Source organism: Paraburkholderia tropica, assembly GCF_900109265.1.
Classification (GTDB): Bacteria; Pseudomonadota; Gammaproteobacteria; order Burkholderiales; family Burkholderiaceae; genus Paraburkholderia; species Paraburkholderia tropica.
The window spans coordinates 350,852-366,450 of record NZ_FNZM01000002.1 but is presented as its reverse complement, the minus strand read 5'-3'; the positions used below and the strand labels follow the sequence as shown (position 1 = coordinate 366,450).

Below are 15,599 nucleotides of genomic sequence, written 5' to 3'. Positions count from 1 at the left end.
TCGTTCAGATCAGCATCAAGCGCGCGGGCAGCGCGCCGCGCAGCGCGTTGGTCAGCAGCAGCGCTTCGGCGTCGAGCACGTCGTCGCGCGTGAGCACGCGCTCCTGCGCGCCGAACGCCTCGTCGTCGAGCAGCACGCCGCGCATCACGCCCGGCAGCAGCCCCGACGCGAGCGGCGGCGTGAACCACTGGCCGCCGAGTTTCACGAACACGTTCGAGCGCCCGCCTTCGGTCAGCTCGCCGCGTTCGTTGAAGAACAGCATGTCGAAGCCGCCCTGCGTCTCCGCTTCGCGCCACGCGTGGTCGAAGTCGACACGGCGCGTGGATTTGCGCAGCAGCAGCGCATCGGCGGATGCAACCGGCGCATAGCCGTGATCCGAAGCCAGTAACACGCCCACGGTTTCCGACGCCAGCGGCGCGAGCGGCGCGCTCGTGAGCACGAACTCGCCGTGCTTGGCGAGCGCCACGCGCACGCGATGCGGCGCATCCTCGTCGACAAAGCTCGCGCAGGTCTCGCTCAAACGCGCCCGCAACGCCTCGACGTCGCACGGAAAATCGAGCCACGCCGCACTCGCCGCGAGCCGCGCGAGATGACGGTCGAGGTGACGCACGCCTTGCGCGCGCGTCGCGTACATCGTCTCGAACAGTTCGATGCCGGGATCGGCCTGAGTCAGAAAACGTGCTTTCAAACGGCACTCCTCGTATTCGTCGGCGGCCACGCTGTCGAGCACGATGCCCGCGCCCACGCCCATCTGGCCGCGGCGCATGACCGCGTCGCCGGATTGTGCGGCGTCGAGCGTCAGCGTGCGGATCACGACCGAGAGGCAAAAGTCGCCGCAGGCCTCGCCGTCCGGCGCGGCGTCGAGCCAGCCGATCGTGCCCGTGTACAGCCCGCGCGGCCCGTGCTCCAGCGCCTCGATCAACTCCATCGTGCGATGCTTGGGCGCGCCCGTGATCGAACCGCACGGGAACAGCGCGCGCATCGCGTCGGCGAACGTGGTGCCTTGGCGCACGATGGCTTCAACCGTCGACGTCATCTGCCAGACCGACGCATACGGCTCGACGCTGAACAGCGCCGGCACGCGCACCGAGCCCGTCTGCGCCACGCGCGACAGATCGTTGCGCAGGAGATCGACGATCATCACGTTTTCAGCGCGATTCTTGGGATCGTTCGCGAGGAATTGCGCGGCGGCGGTATCGCGCGCCGCATCGGGGTCGCGCGCGGCGGTGCCCTTCATCGGTTTCGCGCGCAACGTCTCGCCGTGCTTCTCGACGAACAGTTCCGGCGAGCACGACAGCACCCAGCGGTCGCCCGGCAATGCGATCAGCGCGCCATAACGCACGCGCTGACGCTCGCGCAGACGCCGGTACAGCGCGACGGGCGTGCCGAACGTCTCGAAATCGAGCCGGTACGTGTAGTTGATCTGATACGAGTCGCCGATGCGCAGGGCGTCCTGCACGGCGTGGATGTCGTGCTCGAAACGCTCGCGATCGACACCCATCGTCACCGCCGCGATGCCCGCGGGCGCGGGCGATTCACGGCCTTCGCGCGCGGCGAGCCACGCGTCGGCTTCCTCGCGCGAAAGCATTTCGCAGTGCGCGAACAATAAAAAACGCAGCGCGGCGTGGCCGTGCTGCGTTGGCTGACTGGCGGAGGCCGTTGACGATGGCGCCGATGACGCCGCATCGTGCTTCGCGAATTCAAGCGCGCGCCCGAATTCGTAATCGCCGATCACGAGCGCGTGGCGCCCCGCGCGCTGTTCGGCCTGCACCTGGGCGCAGGCCGCGTCGAGATCCGCCGCGCGTTCGCACGCGACTTCGCGCACGAACCCCGTGTAGAGGCGGCTCGAGCGGCGCGTGGCCGTCGAGTCGCCGTCGTCGAGCAGCGCGAACACCGCGCCGCCAGGATTGACTGCCATGGACTTGCTACCTGCTACTGCATCGATGCAACCCGACGCGCGTGGGAACGCGCATCAGTCGAAGAAGCTCTTCACGCGGTCGAACCAGCTCTTGCTCTGCGGGCTGTGGCGCGAACCGCCTTCCACGAGCGACTTCTCGAACTGCTGGAGCAGATCGCGCTGGTTGTCGGTGAGCTTGACCGGCGTTTCGACCTGCACGTGCACGTACAGATCGCCCGCGATGCTCGAACGCAAACCCTTGATGCCCTTGCCGCGCAGACGGAACGTCTTGCCCGACTGCGTGCCTTCCGGAACCGTGAAGGTCGCGCGGCCCGCCAGCGTGGGCACTTCGATCTCGCCGCCGAGCGCCGCCGTGGTGAACGGAATCGGCATCTGGCAATGGAGGTCGTCGCCGTCACGCTCGAAGACCGCGTGCTGCTTGATGTGGATTTCCACATACAGGTCGCCCGACGGACCGCCGTTGATGCCCGGCTCGCCGTTGCCGGCCGAGCGGATGCGCATGCCGTCGTCGATACCCGCCGGAATCTTCACTTCGAGCGTCTTGGTTTCCTTCACCTTGCCCGCGCCGTGACAGGCCGTGCACGGTTCGGGGATGTAGGAACCCGTGCCGTGGCACTTCGGACAGGTCTGCTGGATGCTAAAGAAGCCCTGCGACATGCGCACCTGGCCGGAGCCGTGGCAGGTCGGGCAGGTTTCCGGCTTGGTGCCGGGCTTCGCGCCCGAGCCGTGGCAGACCTCGCAGCCGCTCCAGCCCGGCACGCGGATTTGCGTCTCGTAGCCGTGCGCCGCCTGCTCCAGCGTGATTTCCATGCTGTAGCGCAGGTCAGCGCCGCGGTACACCTGCGGGCCGCTGCGGCCGCCGCGCGCACCGGCCGCCTGGCCGAAGATGTCGCCGAAAATGTCGCCGAAGGCGTCGGCGAAACCGCCGAAGCCCTGCGCGCCCGCGCCGCCCATGTTGGGATCGACGCCCGCATGGCCGTACTGGTCGTATGCCGCGCGCTTTTGCGAGTCCGACAGCATTTCGTAGGCCTCTTTGACCTCCTTGAAATGCTCTTCCGCATCCTTGTTGTCCGGATTGCGGTCGGGGTGATACTTCATCGCCAGCTTGCGATACGCCTTCTTGATTTCGTCGTCGCTCGCGTTCTTCGCGACGCCCAGAACCTCGTAGTAATCCCGTTTCGCCATATCGGTTCAACGCCGGCCTGACGCTTTGCAGCGCACGCCGGCTCCTCTTGAATGCTGGATCTCGTGACCCGTTCGCCGTTCCTTTCACGCCCCGCGCGGGCACTTTTCGCGCCCTTGCGGCCCCTGTTACAGAACGGCCTCCATAAAACAAATGTGCCCGGAGAGCCGGAAGGCTCGCCAGGCGCTGCAATGCTGACGCGCATCGTAACCGATGCGGCCGTGCTCCGGTCCATTCGTTCGAGCCGCCACCCGTGGGCGGCGGCCCGTTCGCACCGGCTTAGTCCTTCTTGACTTCCTTGAACTCGGCGTCGACCACGTCGTCGGCATCGTTCTTCGCGGCCTGCTCGGCGCCGGCTTCGGCACCCGCGCCCGCTGCGGCGCCGGCCTGCTGCGCCTGCATGTCGGCGTACATCTTTTCGCCGAGCTTCTGCGATGCCGCCGACAGCGCCTCGACCTTCGCCTCGATCGTCGCCTTGTCAGCCGACGAATCCTTCAGCGTGTCTTCGAGTTCCTTCAGCGAAGCTTCGATCTTTTCCTTTTCGGAAGCGTCGATCTTGTCGCCGTACTCGGCCACGGCCTTCTTCGTGCTGTGAACCAGCGCATCGCCCTGGTTGCGCGCGTCGGCCAGCTCACGCAGACGGTGATCTTCTTCCGCGTTCGCTTCGGCGTCCTTCACCATCTTTTCGATTTCGGCTTCCGACAGGCCCGAGTTCGCCTTGATGGTGATGCGGTTTTCCTTGCCGGTCGCCTTGTCCTTCGCGCCGACGTGCAGAATGCCGTTCGCGTCGATGTCGAAGCTCACTTCGATCTGCGGCACGCCGCGCGGTGCGGGCGGAATGCCTTCGAGGTTGAACTCGCCCAGCAGCTTGTTGCCCGCCGCCATTTCGCGTTCGCCCTGGAACACCTTGATCGTCACGGCCGACTGGCTGTCGTCCGCCGTCGAGTAGACCTGCGAGTGCTTGGTCGGGATCGTGGTGTTCTTGTTGATCATCTTCGTCATCACGCCGCCGAGCGTCTCGATACCGAGCGACAGCGGGGTCACGTCGAGGAGCAGCACGTCCTTGCGGTCGCCCGACAGAACCTGACCTTGAATCGCGGCGCCGACTGCAACGGCTTCGTCCGGGTTCACGTCACGGCGCGGATCCTTGCCGAAGAACTCCTTCACCTTTTCCTGCACCTTCGGCATACGCGTCTGGCCGCCGACGAGAATCACGTCGTCGATGTCGCCGACCTTCACGCCTGCGTCCTTGATCGCGACGCGGCACGGCTCGATGGTGCGCTCGATCAGGTCTTCGACCAGCGCTTCCAGCTTGGCGCGCGTGATCTTCAGGTTCAAGTGCTTCGGACCCGATGCGTCCGCCGTGATGTACGGCAGGTTGATTTCGGTCTGCTGGCCCGACGAGAGTTCGATCTTGGCCTTTTCAGCGGCTTCCTTCAGGCGTTGCAGCGCGAGCACGTCCTTCGAGAGGTCGACGCCCTGCTCCTTCTTGAACTCGCCGATGATGTAATCGATGATGCGCTGGTCGAAGTCTTCGCCGCCGAGGAACGTGTCGCCGTTGGTCGAGAGCACTTCGAACTGCATTTCGCCGTCGACGTCCGCGATTTCGATGATCGAGATGTCGAACGTGCCGCCGCCGAGGTCGAACACGGCGATCTTGCGGTCGCCCTTTTCGGCCTTGTCCAGACCGAACGCGAGCGCGGCTGCGGTCGGTTCGTTGATGATGCGCTTGACTTCCAGACCGGCGATGCGGCCCGCGTCCTTGGTGGCTTGACGCTGGCTGTCGTTGAAGTACGCGGGAACCGTGATCACGGCTTCGGTGACCGGCTCGCCGAGGTAGTCTTCAGCGGTCTTCTTCATCTTGCGCAGCACTTCTGCGGAAACCTGCGACGGCGCGAGGTTCTGACCATGCGCTTCGACCCAGGCGTCGCCGTTGTCGTGCTTGACGATCTTGTAGGGCATCAGGTTGATGTCCTTCTGCACTTCCTTCTCGTCGAAGCGGCGGCCGATCAGGCGCTTGACCGCGTAAAGCGTGTTGCGCGGGTTCGTGACCGACTGGCGCTTGGCCGGCGCGCCGACCAGGACTTCGTTGTCGTCCATGTAGGCGATGATCGACGGCGTCGTACGGGCGCCTTCGGAGTTCTCGATCACCTTGACCTGATTGCCTTCCATCAGCGCCACGCACGAGTTCGTGGTGCCGAGGTCAATACCAATAATTTTGCCCATTTTTGTCAAATCTCCAATTTTGATCGCTGCGCGGACGCCGCTTTGCGCGGTTTTCGACGCGGTTTCAACAAGGTTGCAATCCGCGTGATCGCGGCTGGCGTCCACTTCAATTCGGAACTGCTGCCCAAATAAGTGCCGCGTTGGCGCTTTTCAAGGGGTTTGGGCTATGCGTCCGTTAATTTTTTTCAATCGGCGACGCATTTTCGCGATGTTTTGGAAAAAGCGCCACCTTCGCTTTCTAAAGCCTTACGAAACGACCGCAAGGCCGCCGGAAAGCACGACTGCGCTACAGCGGATGACGGGAGCGCGACGCCGCGTCTTCAGTCTGACTGCCGACGCCCGGCGGTGCGCGCCTTTACACCGCTTACTTCGGCTGCGACACCGTGACGAGCGCCGGACGCAGCACGCGGTCGGCGATCACATAGCCCTTTTGCAGCACGCTGACGACGGTGTTGGCTTCCTGCTCCGACGGCACCATCGAGATAGCCTGATGGCGGTGCGGATCGAACTTCTCGCCGACCGGGTTGATCGCGAGGACCTTGCCCTTTTCCAGCGCGCCGCTCAGCTGCTTGAGCGTGAGCTCGACGCCTTCGTTGACCTTCGCGAGGTCGTCCGAGCCGTGCGCGAGCGCGGCTTCGAGGCTGTCGACCACCGGCAGCAGGTGCTCGGCGAAGTTTTCGATGGCGAACTTGTGAGCCTTGGCGACGTCTTCCTGCGCGCGGCGGCGGACGTTTTCCGTCTCGGCCTTGGCGCGGATGAAGGCGTCCTGCAGCTCGGCCACCTTCGCTTGCGCCTCGGCAAGCGCGGCGTCCGCGCCGCCTTGCTCCACCTGGCCGGCGTCGGCCTGCGGCTGTGCGGCGGCCTGGGACGCGTCGTCCGCGGGCGTGGGGTTCTGGCTCGTCGGGTTCTCTTGCGTGTTTTCCATGTCGCTGAACGTCGTTGAATAGTAAAAAGGGACACGAAGCACCGGCCCGTGCGGACCGTCTGTTCCGCCGCCCCGGCAGCCGTTGTGCCGGCGCGACAGATGCTTCGTACATTGCGACAGCACATGGGTGCCGGATCGCTTGTTTCAAGGGCTTTCCAGCGGTTTTTTATACAACGGTCAAACCGCCGAAACTGCCCGTTACAATCATTACCGCAGTGCGGAAAAATTGAAATTGAGTGCGCCGCCCACCTGACCTACACTCAGGAACAGGTGCTGCTCAATCACACGTATACCCTGAGCGCGGCACCGCACCGATTGAACCCGAAACCGGGTTTACCTGGCCGTTTTGGCGCGATCCCTTGGGGAGTACCGTGAAACTGACCTTTGCCATATCGGTGGTCGCTCTGGTACTCATCGCCGGAACCACCACCATCTGCATGTCCGGCGTCGTGAACGAGAACACCACCGAATACGGCGGCGTCCACGCCACGATGGAAGCCCTCTTCAATCCTCACGCGAAAGTTTGTCGATAGTGCGGCGGTCCCGCTTGGTCGGTCTGCCCTGCAATACGGCCGCCGGTTCGCGAAAGAGCCGGCGCCGTTCCTGCTCGGCCGCGCGCCGGGCGCGCCCGGCTTCGGTTTCCGCGTAAAGCGTCTGCGCCACGCTGGCCGGGCCGCGCACCTCGCAGATTCCCAGCACATCCACTTCCCAGACCACGTGATCGATTTCGAATTCCACGCGATCGCCCACGCGCACTTCCTTCGACGCCTTCACCGCTTCGCCGCCAATGCGCACGCGGCCTTTGCCGACCGCATCGGTAGCCAGCGAGCGCGTCTTGAAAAAGCGCGCGGACCAGAGCCACTTGTCGATGCGCAGTCGCGCGCCCGGCTCCGTCGAAATTTTGTAGTTCATACGTTGCGTCCTGATTAAGCGAAACGCGCGCGGCGCAGCAGCTTCACGCCACCGCGCCCGCAGCATGCACGCCGGCGCTCGCCGCCTGCACAGGCCAGCCTTGCAGGTTTTGCGCCACGATCTCGCCGAGCGCCGCGATCCACGCGCGCGAGTCGTTCAGGCACGGAATACGGTGGAACTCCTTGCCGCCGCCGTGCAGGAATTCGTCGCGGACTTCCATGCCGATTTCCTCGATGGTTTCCAGGCAATCGGCCGTGAAACCCGGACAGAATACGTCCGCACGCCGCACGCCCGCCTGCCCCAGCTCCTTGAGCGTGGGCGCCGTGTACGGCTGCAGCCACTGCGCGCGCCCGAAGCGCGACTGGAACGTGACGCGGCATTCGACCGACGTAAGTTCCAGCGCGTGCATGAGCAGCGACGCAGTCTGCTGACACTGCTCGTGGTACGGGTCGCCGAGATCGAGCGTGCGGCTCGGCACGCCATGAAAGCTCAGTACGAGACGATCCCCGGCCGCGAAATCGGGTTTGCCGTGCGCGCTCCAGTACTGATGCACCTGCGCGGCCAGCGCGGCGATGTAGGCCGGATGGTCGTGATAGCCGCGCAGCGTGCGGATCTCGGGCTGATTGCGCATGCGCCGCAGTGCAGCAAACGCGGCGTCGAAGGCCGTGGCCGTGGTCGAGGCCGAATACTGCGGATACATTGGCACGAGCAGGATGCGTTCGGCGCCCGCGAGCTTGAGCTGATTGAGCATCGCCGGGATGTCGGGCGTGCCGTAGCGCATCGCGTAATCGACCAGCACCGTGTAGTCGTTGATTTGCAGCAGATGGCGCAGCGCGTCGGTCTGCTTTTGCGTGTGCACGCGCAGCGGCGAGCCCTCGGGCGTCCACACGGCGGCGTACTTTTTCGCCGACGAGCGCCCGCGCAGCGGCAAAATCAGCGCGCGCAGAATGACCTGCCAGATGGGCGCGGGAATCTCGACCACGCGCGGGTCGGAGAGAAACTGCGCGAGATAGCGGCGCACGGCGCGCGGCGTGGGCGCGTCGGGCGTGCCGAGATTGATCAGCAGCACCGCAACACGATGCGCGACAGCGGATTGCAGGGGCCGCTCGAGGTCGAAACGCATAGGCGATCAGGGACGCCGCGCGAGCAGCGCAGCAACGGTTGCACAAGGGATCATTATAGCGGGCGGCTTCGGGTCAGCCAGGCGGCGGGCGGGCCGCGCGTGTGCGGCGGCGTACGTCAGGCAACGCAGCGCAGTTCGCGCCGCAACGTTAGCCATTCGGCTAATGGCGCGGCGCGCCGCTTTCGCCGATCATGGCCGGCAAGCCGCTCAGTTCTGGCTGAGCGTGAGCGAGAGCAGCCGCGCGGTGATGTCCACGATCGGAATCACGCGGTTGTAGGCCATGCGCGTCGGGCCAATCACGCCCAGCGTGCCCACGATCTTGCCGTTCACTTCGTACGGCGCGGTCACCACGCTCATTTCCTCGATCGGCACGAGTTGCGACTCGCCGCCAATGAAGATCTGCACGCCCTGCGCGTGGCTGGAGACGTCCAGCAGTTGCAGCAGGCTGGTCTTCTGGTCGAACACGTCGAACAGCTTGCGCAGGCGCGCCATGTCCGAGGACAGGTCGGCCACTTCGAGCAGGTTGCGCTCGCCCGAGATCAGCACGGTCTCGCCGGTGTCCGACTCCTCGGTGCTCGCGGTCACGGCGGCGTGCATGAGCGTGGTCATGTCGCCGCGCAGCGCGTCGATTTCCTCGCGCAGGCGGCGGCGCACCTCGTCGAACGAGAGGCCCGCGAAATGCGCGTTGATGTAATTGGAGGCTTCGATCAGCTCGGAAGGCGCGAAGTCGCGCTGCGTCGCCATGATGCGGTTCTGCACGTCGCCTTCGGGCGTCACGATAATCAGCAGGATGCGCTTGTCCGACAGGCGCATGAACTCGATCTGCTTGAACACGTGGCTGCGGCGCGGCGTGAGCACCACGCCGGCGAACTGCGAGAGATTCGAGAGCACGCTGGCCGCGGCCGCCACCACCTTCTGCGGCTCGCCGGGGCGCAGCGTGGTTTTCACCGCGCGCGTGAGCGCGTCCTCGTCGCCGGACGGCTCGACGGTGAGCATGGTGTCGACGAACAGGCGGTAGCCGCGCGGCGTGGGCACGCGCCCCGCCGAGGTGTGCGGACTGGACACGAGCCCCAGCTCCTCCAGGTCCGACATCACGTTGCGGATGGTCGCCGGGCTCAGCTCCAGCCCGGAGAATCGCGACAGCGTGCGCGAGCCAACCGGCTGACCTTCGGCGATGTAGCGCTCGATCAGCGTCTTGAGGAGGGTTTGTGCGCGGGGATCTAACATGACTGAAAATTTTAGCCTAATGCCGGGTTCGGGGCGAGTACGCACGCGGGCGCGCGGGCGGCGGGCCGAGCCGGCAGCGGGCCGCCGGCTGGCGGAACCCGCTACGCGGCGTAGCCCCCGAAATGGGTCGCTGTCATCGGCGCGTCACCGGCTTTTGGGAGAAAGGCGCCGCGTTGCGCGGGAAAAGCACCCGCGGGCGCATCGCCCGCGAGGCGGCGTTTTTTCGGCCGCCGCCCCGCCCGTATTGGCTCACAGGTTCCTTTTCGGGACCTGACTATGGTGTAATTGCGGCATGCAGATCCAGAAGATTGAGAGCCAGTTCAAGACGGTTGCGCTCGTCGGGCGCAGCAACACCCAAGGCATCGGCGAGCCGCTGATGGCGCTCGCCCAGACCATTTCGCAACGCGGCTTCGACGTCGTGTTCGAAGCGCAGACCGCCCAGGAAATCGGCGCCACCGGCTATCCGTCGCTCCAGCCCGCCGAAATCGGCGCGCGCGCGGACGTGGCCGTGGTGCTCGGCGGCGACGGCACGATGCTCGGCATCGGCCGCCAGCTCGCACCCTACCGCACGCCGCTCATCGGCATCAACCATGGGCGGCTCGGCTTTATCACCGACATTCCGTTCTCCGACATGCAGGAGATCGTGCCGCAACTGCTCGCGGGCAGCTTCGAGCGCGAGGAGCGCTCGCTGCTCGAATCGCGCATCACGCGCGACGGCGCTCCGATCTATCAGGCGCTCGCGTTCAACGACGTGGTGGTGAACCGCAGCGGCTTCTCCGGCATGGCCGAGCTGCGCGTGCACGTGGACGGCCGCTTCATGTACAACCAGCGCTCGGACGGCCTGATCGTCGCCACGCCCACGGGCTCCACGGCTTACGCGCTCTCGTCGCAAGGGCCGATTCTGCATCCGCAGCTGCAGGGCATCGTGCTCGTGCCGATCGCGCCGCACGCGCTCTCGAACCGCCCGATCGTGCTGCCCGACGACTGCAAGGTGAGCATCCAGATCGTCGCGGGCCGCGACGTCAACGTGAATTTCGACATGCAGTCGTTCACGGCCGTCGAACTGAACGACGTCATCGAGGTGCGCCGCTCGCGCCATACCGTGCCCTTCCTGCATCCGGTCGGCTATAGCTACTACCGTACGCTGCGCAAGAAGCTGCACTGGAACGAGCATCCGTCGCTGCAGGACGACCCGCAGGACTAACCGCGCCCAAAACCGCCACAACCCTGTATAAACGGCACGCCAGCCCGACCCAAGACGCCATGCTCCGCCACCTTTCGATACGCGACTTCGTGATCGTCGCCGCGCTCGACCTCGAATTCGACAGCGGTTTTTCCGTGTTCTCCGGCGAGACGGGCGCCGGCAAGTCGATTCTCATCGACGCCCTCGCGCTCACGCTCGGCGCGCGCGCCGACGCGGGCGTCGTGCGCACGGGCGAAAGCCGCGCCGACATCACCGCCGAATTCGACACGCCGCCGCACATTCAGCAATGGCTCGACGAGCAGGCGCTCGCGCTGCCCGACGGCGAGCGCGTCGTCATGCTGCGCCGCGTCGTGGACAGCAACGGCCGCTCGCGCGCCTTCATCAACGGCACGCCCGCCACGCTCGCGCAGTTGCGCGATGTGGGCGAACGGCTCGTCGACATTCACGGTCAGCACGCGCATCAACTGCTGATGCGCCCCGACGCGCAGCGCGAGCTGTTCGACACGCACGCGGGCATCACCGACCTCGCCGCCGCCGTCACGCGCACGTGGCGCGATGCGCGCGACGCGCGTCTGGCCGTGCAGACCGCCATGTCGCGCGACCGCGAGCTGCAACTGGAGCGCGAGCGTCTCGCGTGGCAGCTCGCCGAACTCGACAAGCTCGCGCCGCAGCCGGGCGAATGGGAAGAAGTGAACGCGGAGCACACGCGGCTCTCGAATTCCGCGAATCTGATCGACGGCGTGCAAGGCGCGCTCGCGGCGCTCTCCGAATCCGACGACGCGATGATTTCGCATCTGAACTCGATCGTCTCGAAGCTGCGCGACCTCGCCGAAGTCGACAACGAACTCAACGACGCGCTCGCCGCGCTCGAACCGGCCGCCATCCAGCTTCAGGAAGCGTCCTATTCGCTCTCGCATTACGCGCAGCGTCTCGACCTCGATCCGCACCGGCTCGCGCAGGTGGAACACCGTCTGGATGCGCTGCATTCGGCGTCGCGCAAATTCCGTCTGCCGGCCGAGTCGCTGCCCGACGAACACGCGGCGCGCCGCCAGCAACTCGCCGCGCTCGACGCCGCCTCCGACCTCGACGGCCTGCGCGCCGCCGCGGACAAAGCGCAGAACGCCTATCTCGCCGAAGCGCGCCGGCTGTCGAAAGCGCGCGCCAAGGCCGCGCAGGCGCTCGGCGCAGCGGTCACGCAAGGCATGCAGGAATTGTCGATGGCGGGCGGCAGTTTCGAAGTGGCGCTCGTGCCGCTCGGCAACGGCTCGAATGGCGAGCCGATCGGCGGCCAGCACGGGCTTGAGCAGATCGAGTTCCGCGTCGCGGGCCACGCGGGCGTGCCGCTGCGCCCGCTCGCGAAGATCGCTTCGGGCGGCGAACTCGCGCGTATCAGCCTCGCGCTCGCCGTGATCGCCAGCGCCGCGAGCCCCACGCCCACGCTGATCTTCGACGAAGTGGACACGGGCATCGGCGGCGGCGTGGCCGAAGTGGTCGGCCGTCTGCTGCATCAACTCGGGCAAGCGCGCCAGGTGCTGTGCGTCACGCACCTGCCGCAAGTGGCCGCGCGCGGCGATCACCATTTCCAGGTGTCGAAGTCCGGCGACGGCAACGGCGGCACGGTGTCGGTCGTCACGCCGCTCGACAAGCCGGGCCGCGTGGAAGAAGTCGCGCGCATGCTCGGCGGGCTGGAGATCACCGCGACCACGCGGCGGCATGCGAAGGAGATGTTGGCGGCTTAGGTTGGCAGCCTGACATTTCTCCCTCACGCCTCCCCAAACACCCGCTTCCACAACGCGAGCACGGTCTCGCGCTCGCGCTCGACGCGCGCCGGATCCACGCGCGCCGTCTCCATGCCGTCGAGCCGCAGCTGATGCTGCAGCTTGCGATACAGCCGGTACGCCGCGCCGATCGTGTCCGCCTCCGCCTCGCTCATCAGCCCGAAGCGCGACACCTCGCGCAGCAGCGCGATATTGCCTGTATTGCGGATCAGCTCCGGGTCCTGCGCCGCGTGCAGCAGCACCCAGTACTGCACGAGAAATTCGATATCCACCATGCCGCCGCGATCGTGCTTCAGATCGAACAGCTCGGTGCGGTTCGGATGGCCGTCCTCGACGCGCTGACGCATCTGCACGATCTCCTGCGCGAGCGGCGCGGCGTCGCGCGGCGTGGTGAGCACCTGCACGCGGATCGCCTCGAACGCATGGCCGATGCCCGCGTCGCCCGCCGAAAAACGCGCGCGCGTCAGCGCCTGGTGCTCCCACACCCACGCCGTATTCGCGGCGTCGCCTTCGCGTAGCTGATAGCGGCGGAAGGCGTCGAGATCGGTGACGAGCAGCCCCGATTCGCCGTTCGGCCGCAACCGCAGATCGACGTCGAACAGCGTCCCCGCGCCCGTCGCGGTCGTGAGCCAGGTGATCAGGCGGCGCGCGAAAGTCGCGTAGATTTCGGCGGCGCGCTCGTCCTCGTCGTCGTAGAGAAAGATGATGTCGAGGTCCGACGCGTAGCCCAGTTCCTTGCCGCCCAGCTTGCCGTACGCGATCGCCGCGAAGCGCGGCACCTCGCGGTGGCGTTTCGCGAACTGCTTCCAGACGGTTTCGATGGTCGCGTCGAGCACCGCGTCGGCGAGTTCCGAGAGGCGGTCGCTCACGTGCTCGACCGAGAGCCGTCCGGCCAGGTCGTTGAGCAGGATGCGGAACACTTCGGCCTGGTGCGCGTGGCGCAGCAAGTCCATTTGCTGCTCGACGTCGGCGGCGGCCGCGAGGCGCGCGCGCAGCAGGCGCGAAAACTCGGGCCAGTCGAACGGCGAGGAAATCGCCTCGTCGTCGAGCAGTTCATCGAGCAGTTGCGGATGGCGAATCAGATAGCCCGACGCCCAGCGCGACGCGCCGAGCACCTTGAGCACGCGGTCGAGCGCATCCGGGTATTCGGTCAGCAGCGCGAGATAGGCGCCGCGCCGGATCACCGTTTCGAGCAGGTCGAACATGCGCGCGAGCGTGACGCCGCGCCGCGCGCGCGGCTCCAGCGTGCGCGCCGCGTCGAGCGCGCGCTGCGCGACGACGTCGAAGCGCTCGCGACTCTTTTCGGGCAGGCCCGTGTAGCGCGCCGAGGTCCACAGCCCGCGCAGGCGCGCAAGCAGCGGCGCCGGATCGTCGATACCGAGTTCCGCGAGACGTTCGAGCAGGGCGCCGTCCGCGCTTTCCTCGGCGAGCGCGCCGCTCCACACCCACGCCGCCGCGCCGTCCTCGGGCGCGCCGCAGCCGCTTTCGCCGGCCACCTTGTCGGAGAAAATCTGGTCGAACTGGTGCTCGACCTTTTCGCGGTGCGCGTCGAGCACGCTCATCAGCGTGGCGTAGTCGGCGAATCCCATCGACTTCGCGAGCGCCGCGCGTTCGGCGTCGTCGACGGGCATCGCGTGCGTCTGCGCGTCGTCGCGGTATTGCAGGCGGTGCTCCAGCTCGCGCAAAAAGTTATAGGCGAGCGTGAGGTCGTGGCAGACCTCGGGCGCGATCAAGCCGCGCGCCGCCGCGTAGCCGAGCACGGCGAGCGTCGGGCGCACGCGAAAGCCCGCGTCCTGGCCGCCGCGAATCAGCTGGAACACCTGCGCGCTGAATTCGATTTCGCGGATGCCGCCGCGCCCGAGCTTGATGTCGTCGGCCTTGTCGGGGCGCATCATGGCGCGGCGCTGCGCTTCCTGACGGATCTGCAGATGCAGCGAGCGGATCGCGCTGATCACGCCGAAATCCAGGTAACGCCGGTACACGAAGGGCTTCACGAGCGAATCGAGTTGCGTGGCGAGGCGCTGCGCGCTGTCGCTTTCGCGCTCCGACACCAGCCGCCCCTTGATCCACGCGTAGCGCTCCCACTCGCGGCCCTGCACGTAGAAATATTCCTCCAGCATGCCGAGGCTGCACACGAGCGGGCCCGAGTCGCCGTTCGGCCGCAGCCGCATGTCGACGCGGAACACGAAGCCGTCCGCGGTCACGTCCGAGAGCGCGCCGATCAGCCGCTTGCCCACGCGCGTGAAGTAATCCTGAGTGGCGATCGGCGAGCGCTGGCCGCCGGTGGTTTCGCCGTCGTCTTCGTAGACGAAGATCAGGTCGATATCCGACGACACATTGAGCTCGCGCCCACCGAGCTTGCCCATGCCGACCACGCCGAGCGTGAGCTTTTCGCCGTTCGGGCCGCGCGGCTCGCCGAACACGGTTTCGAGATCGGCGCTCACGACCGCCAGCGCGCGCTGGATCGTGACTTCCGCGAAATCGGTCATCGTGCCGGTGACTTCGGCGACGTCGGCGACACCGCCGAGATCGCGCTCCATCACCGCGCAGATCACTTCCACGCGCAACTGGCGCAGCGCGGTTTTCAACTGTTCGTCGGTGAGGGCGGTCGGTGCGATCGGTGCGGCCGGTGCTGCTTGAGCGTCTGCCTGAGCAGGTGCGCCGCTTGCTGCGTCACGCGTCTGGCCGCTCGCCTGCGCGCACAGCGCGTCGAGCCGCGCGACGATGCGCTCGCGCGTGAGCGGCGCGGCGGCGAGCGCTTCGACCTGGGCTTCGAGGCCGGGACGGGCCGCATAAGCGCGCGCCGCATAGCGCGAATAACTGGAACTCAGAAGGGGAATGTCAGTCATGAAAGCCTGGCCCGGCGGAATAAGCGGAGATAAACGTCGATGATCGCGCGGATGAAAGATGCACGGGAAAGGGAAAATACACGGGACGCACGTGGGACGCACGCAAAACACGCGCGAACCGCGAAGCGACGAAGATGACGCGCACGAGGATCCGCCATGAAGTTTTGCTGTGACGTTCCGTTGCAAGGCTTGCAAATGCGAGGCCCCGAGCCTGTGCGCAGGCGCCTCGCCCGCAACGTTGCGCCGGACACCGA

The 15,599-nt window shown here is 66.4% G+C and carries 11 protein-coding genes; 3 read left to right on the top strand and 8 right to left on the bottom strand.

Features of this window, described 5'->3' with window-relative positions; translation table 11 throughout:
- Nucleotides 1–4: 4 nt before the first annotated feature.
- The 4 genes from pabB to grpE form a co-directional block, all read right to left on the bottom strand.
- Nucleotides 5–1,918, bottom strand: a complete 1,914-nt coding sequence (gene pabB, locus BMY06_RS03965) for an aminodeoxychorismate synthase component I (RefSeq protein ID WP_074981588.1) — start codon at nt 1,916–1,918, stop codon at nt 5–7.
- Nucleotides 1,919–1,972: 54 nt separating this feature from the next.
- Nucleotides 1,973–3,103 (bottom strand): molecular chaperone DnaJ, encoded by a 1,131-nt coding sequence (gene dnaJ, locus BMY06_RS03960; RefSeq protein WP_065057164.1) that lies wholly within the window; start codon nt 3,101–3,103, stop codon nt 1,973–1,975.
- Nucleotides 3,104–3,380: 277 nt separating this feature from the next.
- Complete coding sequence (gene dnaK, locus BMY06_RS03955) at nt 3,381–5,327, bottom strand: molecular chaperone DnaK (RefSeq protein WP_065057163.1); 1,947 nt, start codon at nt 5,325–5,327, stop codon at nt 3,381–3,383.
- A gap of 364 nt (nt 5,328–5,691) precedes the next feature.
- Nucleotides 5,692–6,252 carry a nucleotide exchange factor GrpE gene (gene grpE / locus BMY06_RS03950; protein WP_065057162.1) on the bottom strand — a complete coding sequence of 187 codons (561 nt, stop codon included), beginning with the start codon at nt 6,250–6,252 and terminating at the stop codon, nt 5,692–5,694.
- Between the two features lie 371 nt (nt 6,253–6,623).
- Between grpE and BMY06_RS39480 the strand changes: the two genes are divergently transcribed.
- Nucleotides 6,624–6,785 (top strand): hypothetical protein, encoded by a 162-nt coding sequence (locus BMY06_RS39480; RefSeq protein WP_167371393.1) that lies wholly within the window; start codon nt 6,624–6,626, stop codon nt 6,783–6,785.
- Here BMY06_RS39480 and BMY06_RS03945 read toward each other — a convergent pair.
- The 3 genes from BMY06_RS03945 to hrcA all read right to left on the bottom strand — a co-directional run bounded on the left by BMY06_RS03945 (nt 6,757) and on the right by hrcA (nt 9,514).
- Complete coding sequence (locus tag BMY06_RS03945; RefSeq protein ID WP_065057160.1) at nt 6,757–7,164, bottom strand: RNA-binding S4 domain-containing protein; 408 nt, start codon at nt 7,162–7,164, stop codon at nt 6,757–6,759. The two genes, BMY06_RS39480 and BMY06_RS03945, sit on opposite strands and share 29 nt — an antisense overlap.
- Before the next feature lie 43 nt (nt 7,165–7,207).
- Nucleotides 7,208–8,287 carry a ferrochelatase gene (hemH, locus tag BMY06_RS03940; protein WP_074981586.1) on the bottom strand — a complete coding sequence of 360 codons (1,080 nt, stop codon included), beginning with the start codon at nt 8,285–8,287 and terminating at the stop codon, nt 7,208–7,210.
- Nucleotides 8,288–8,494: 207 nt separating this feature from the next.
- Nucleotides 8,495–9,514: a heat-inducible transcriptional repressor HrcA gene (gene hrcA, locus BMY06_RS03935; RefSeq protein WP_065057158.1), complete on the bottom strand. Its 1,020-nt coding sequence runs from the start codon at nt 9,512–9,514 to the stop codon at nt 8,495–8,497.
- Nucleotides 9,515–9,806: 292 nt separating this feature from the next.
- On the opposite strand from hrcA, the gene BMY06_RS03930 reads away from it, so the two are divergent.
- Nucleotides 9,807–10,718 (top strand): NAD kinase, encoded by a 912-nt coding sequence (locus BMY06_RS03930; RefSeq protein WP_065057157.1) that lies wholly within the window; start codon nt 9,807–9,809, stop codon nt 10,716–10,718.
- Between the two features lie 59 nt (nt 10,719–10,777).
- Nucleotides 10,778–12,457, top strand: a complete 1,680-nt coding sequence (gene recN, locus BMY06_RS03925; protein WP_065057156.1) for a DNA repair protein RecN — start codon at nt 10,778–10,780, stop codon at nt 12,455–12,457.
- Between the two features lie 23 nt (nt 12,458–12,480).
- Here the strand turns inward: recN and glnE are convergent, their stop codons facing one another.
- Nucleotides 12,481–15,345: a bifunctional [glutamate--ammonia ligase]-adenylyl-L-tyrosine phosphorylase/[glutamate--ammonia-ligase] adenylyltransferase gene (gene glnE / locus BMY06_RS03920; protein ID WP_074981582.1), complete on the bottom strand. Its 2,865-nt coding sequence runs from the start codon at nt 15,343–15,345 to the stop codon at nt 12,481–12,483.
- Between the last annotated feature and the right edge of the window lie 254 nt (nt 15,346–15,599).

What these genes read in the sequence shown, in the direction of transcription:
- BMY06_RS03930 (WP_065057157.1), top strand. Translation starts at nt 9,807, where the DNA reads ATGCAGATCCAGAAGATTGAGAGCCAGTTCAAGACGGTTGCGCTCGTC.
- hrcA (WP_065057158.1), bottom strand. Translation starts at nt 9,514, where the DNA reads ATGTTAGATCCCCGCGCACAAACCCTCCTCAAGACGCTGATCGAGCGC.
- BMY06_RS03945 (WP_065057160.1), bottom strand. Translation starts at nt 7,164, where the DNA reads ATGAACTACAAAATTTCGACGGAGCCGGGCGCGCGACTGCGCATCGAC.
- dnaJ (WP_065057164.1), bottom strand. Translation starts at nt 3,103, where the DNA reads ATGGCGAAACGGGATTACTACGAGGTTCTGGGCGTCGCGAAGAACGCG.
- grpE (WP_065057162.1), bottom strand. Translation starts at nt 6,252, where the DNA reads ATGGAAAACACGCAAGAGAACCCGACGAGCCAGAACCCCACGCCCGCG.
- hemH (WP_074981586.1), bottom strand. Translation starts at nt 8,287, where the DNA reads ATGCGTTTCGACCTCGAGCGGCCCCTGCAATCCGCTGTCGCGCATCGT.
- recN (WP_065057156.1), top strand. Translation starts at nt 10,778, where the DNA reads ATGCTCCGCCACCTTTCGATACGCGACTTCGTGATCGTCGCCGCGCTC.
- pabB (WP_074981588.1), bottom strand. Translation starts at nt 1,918, where the DNA reads ATGGCAGTCAATCCTGGCGGCGCGGTGTTCGCGCTGCTCGACGACGGC.
- glnE (WP_074981582.1), bottom strand. Translation starts at nt 15,345, where the DNA reads ATGACTGACATTCCCCTTCTGAGTTCCAGTTATTCGCGCTATGCGGCG.
- dnaK (WP_065057163.1), bottom strand. Translation starts at nt 5,327, where the DNA reads ATGGGCAAAATTATTGGTATTGACCTCGGCACCACGAACTCGTGCGTG.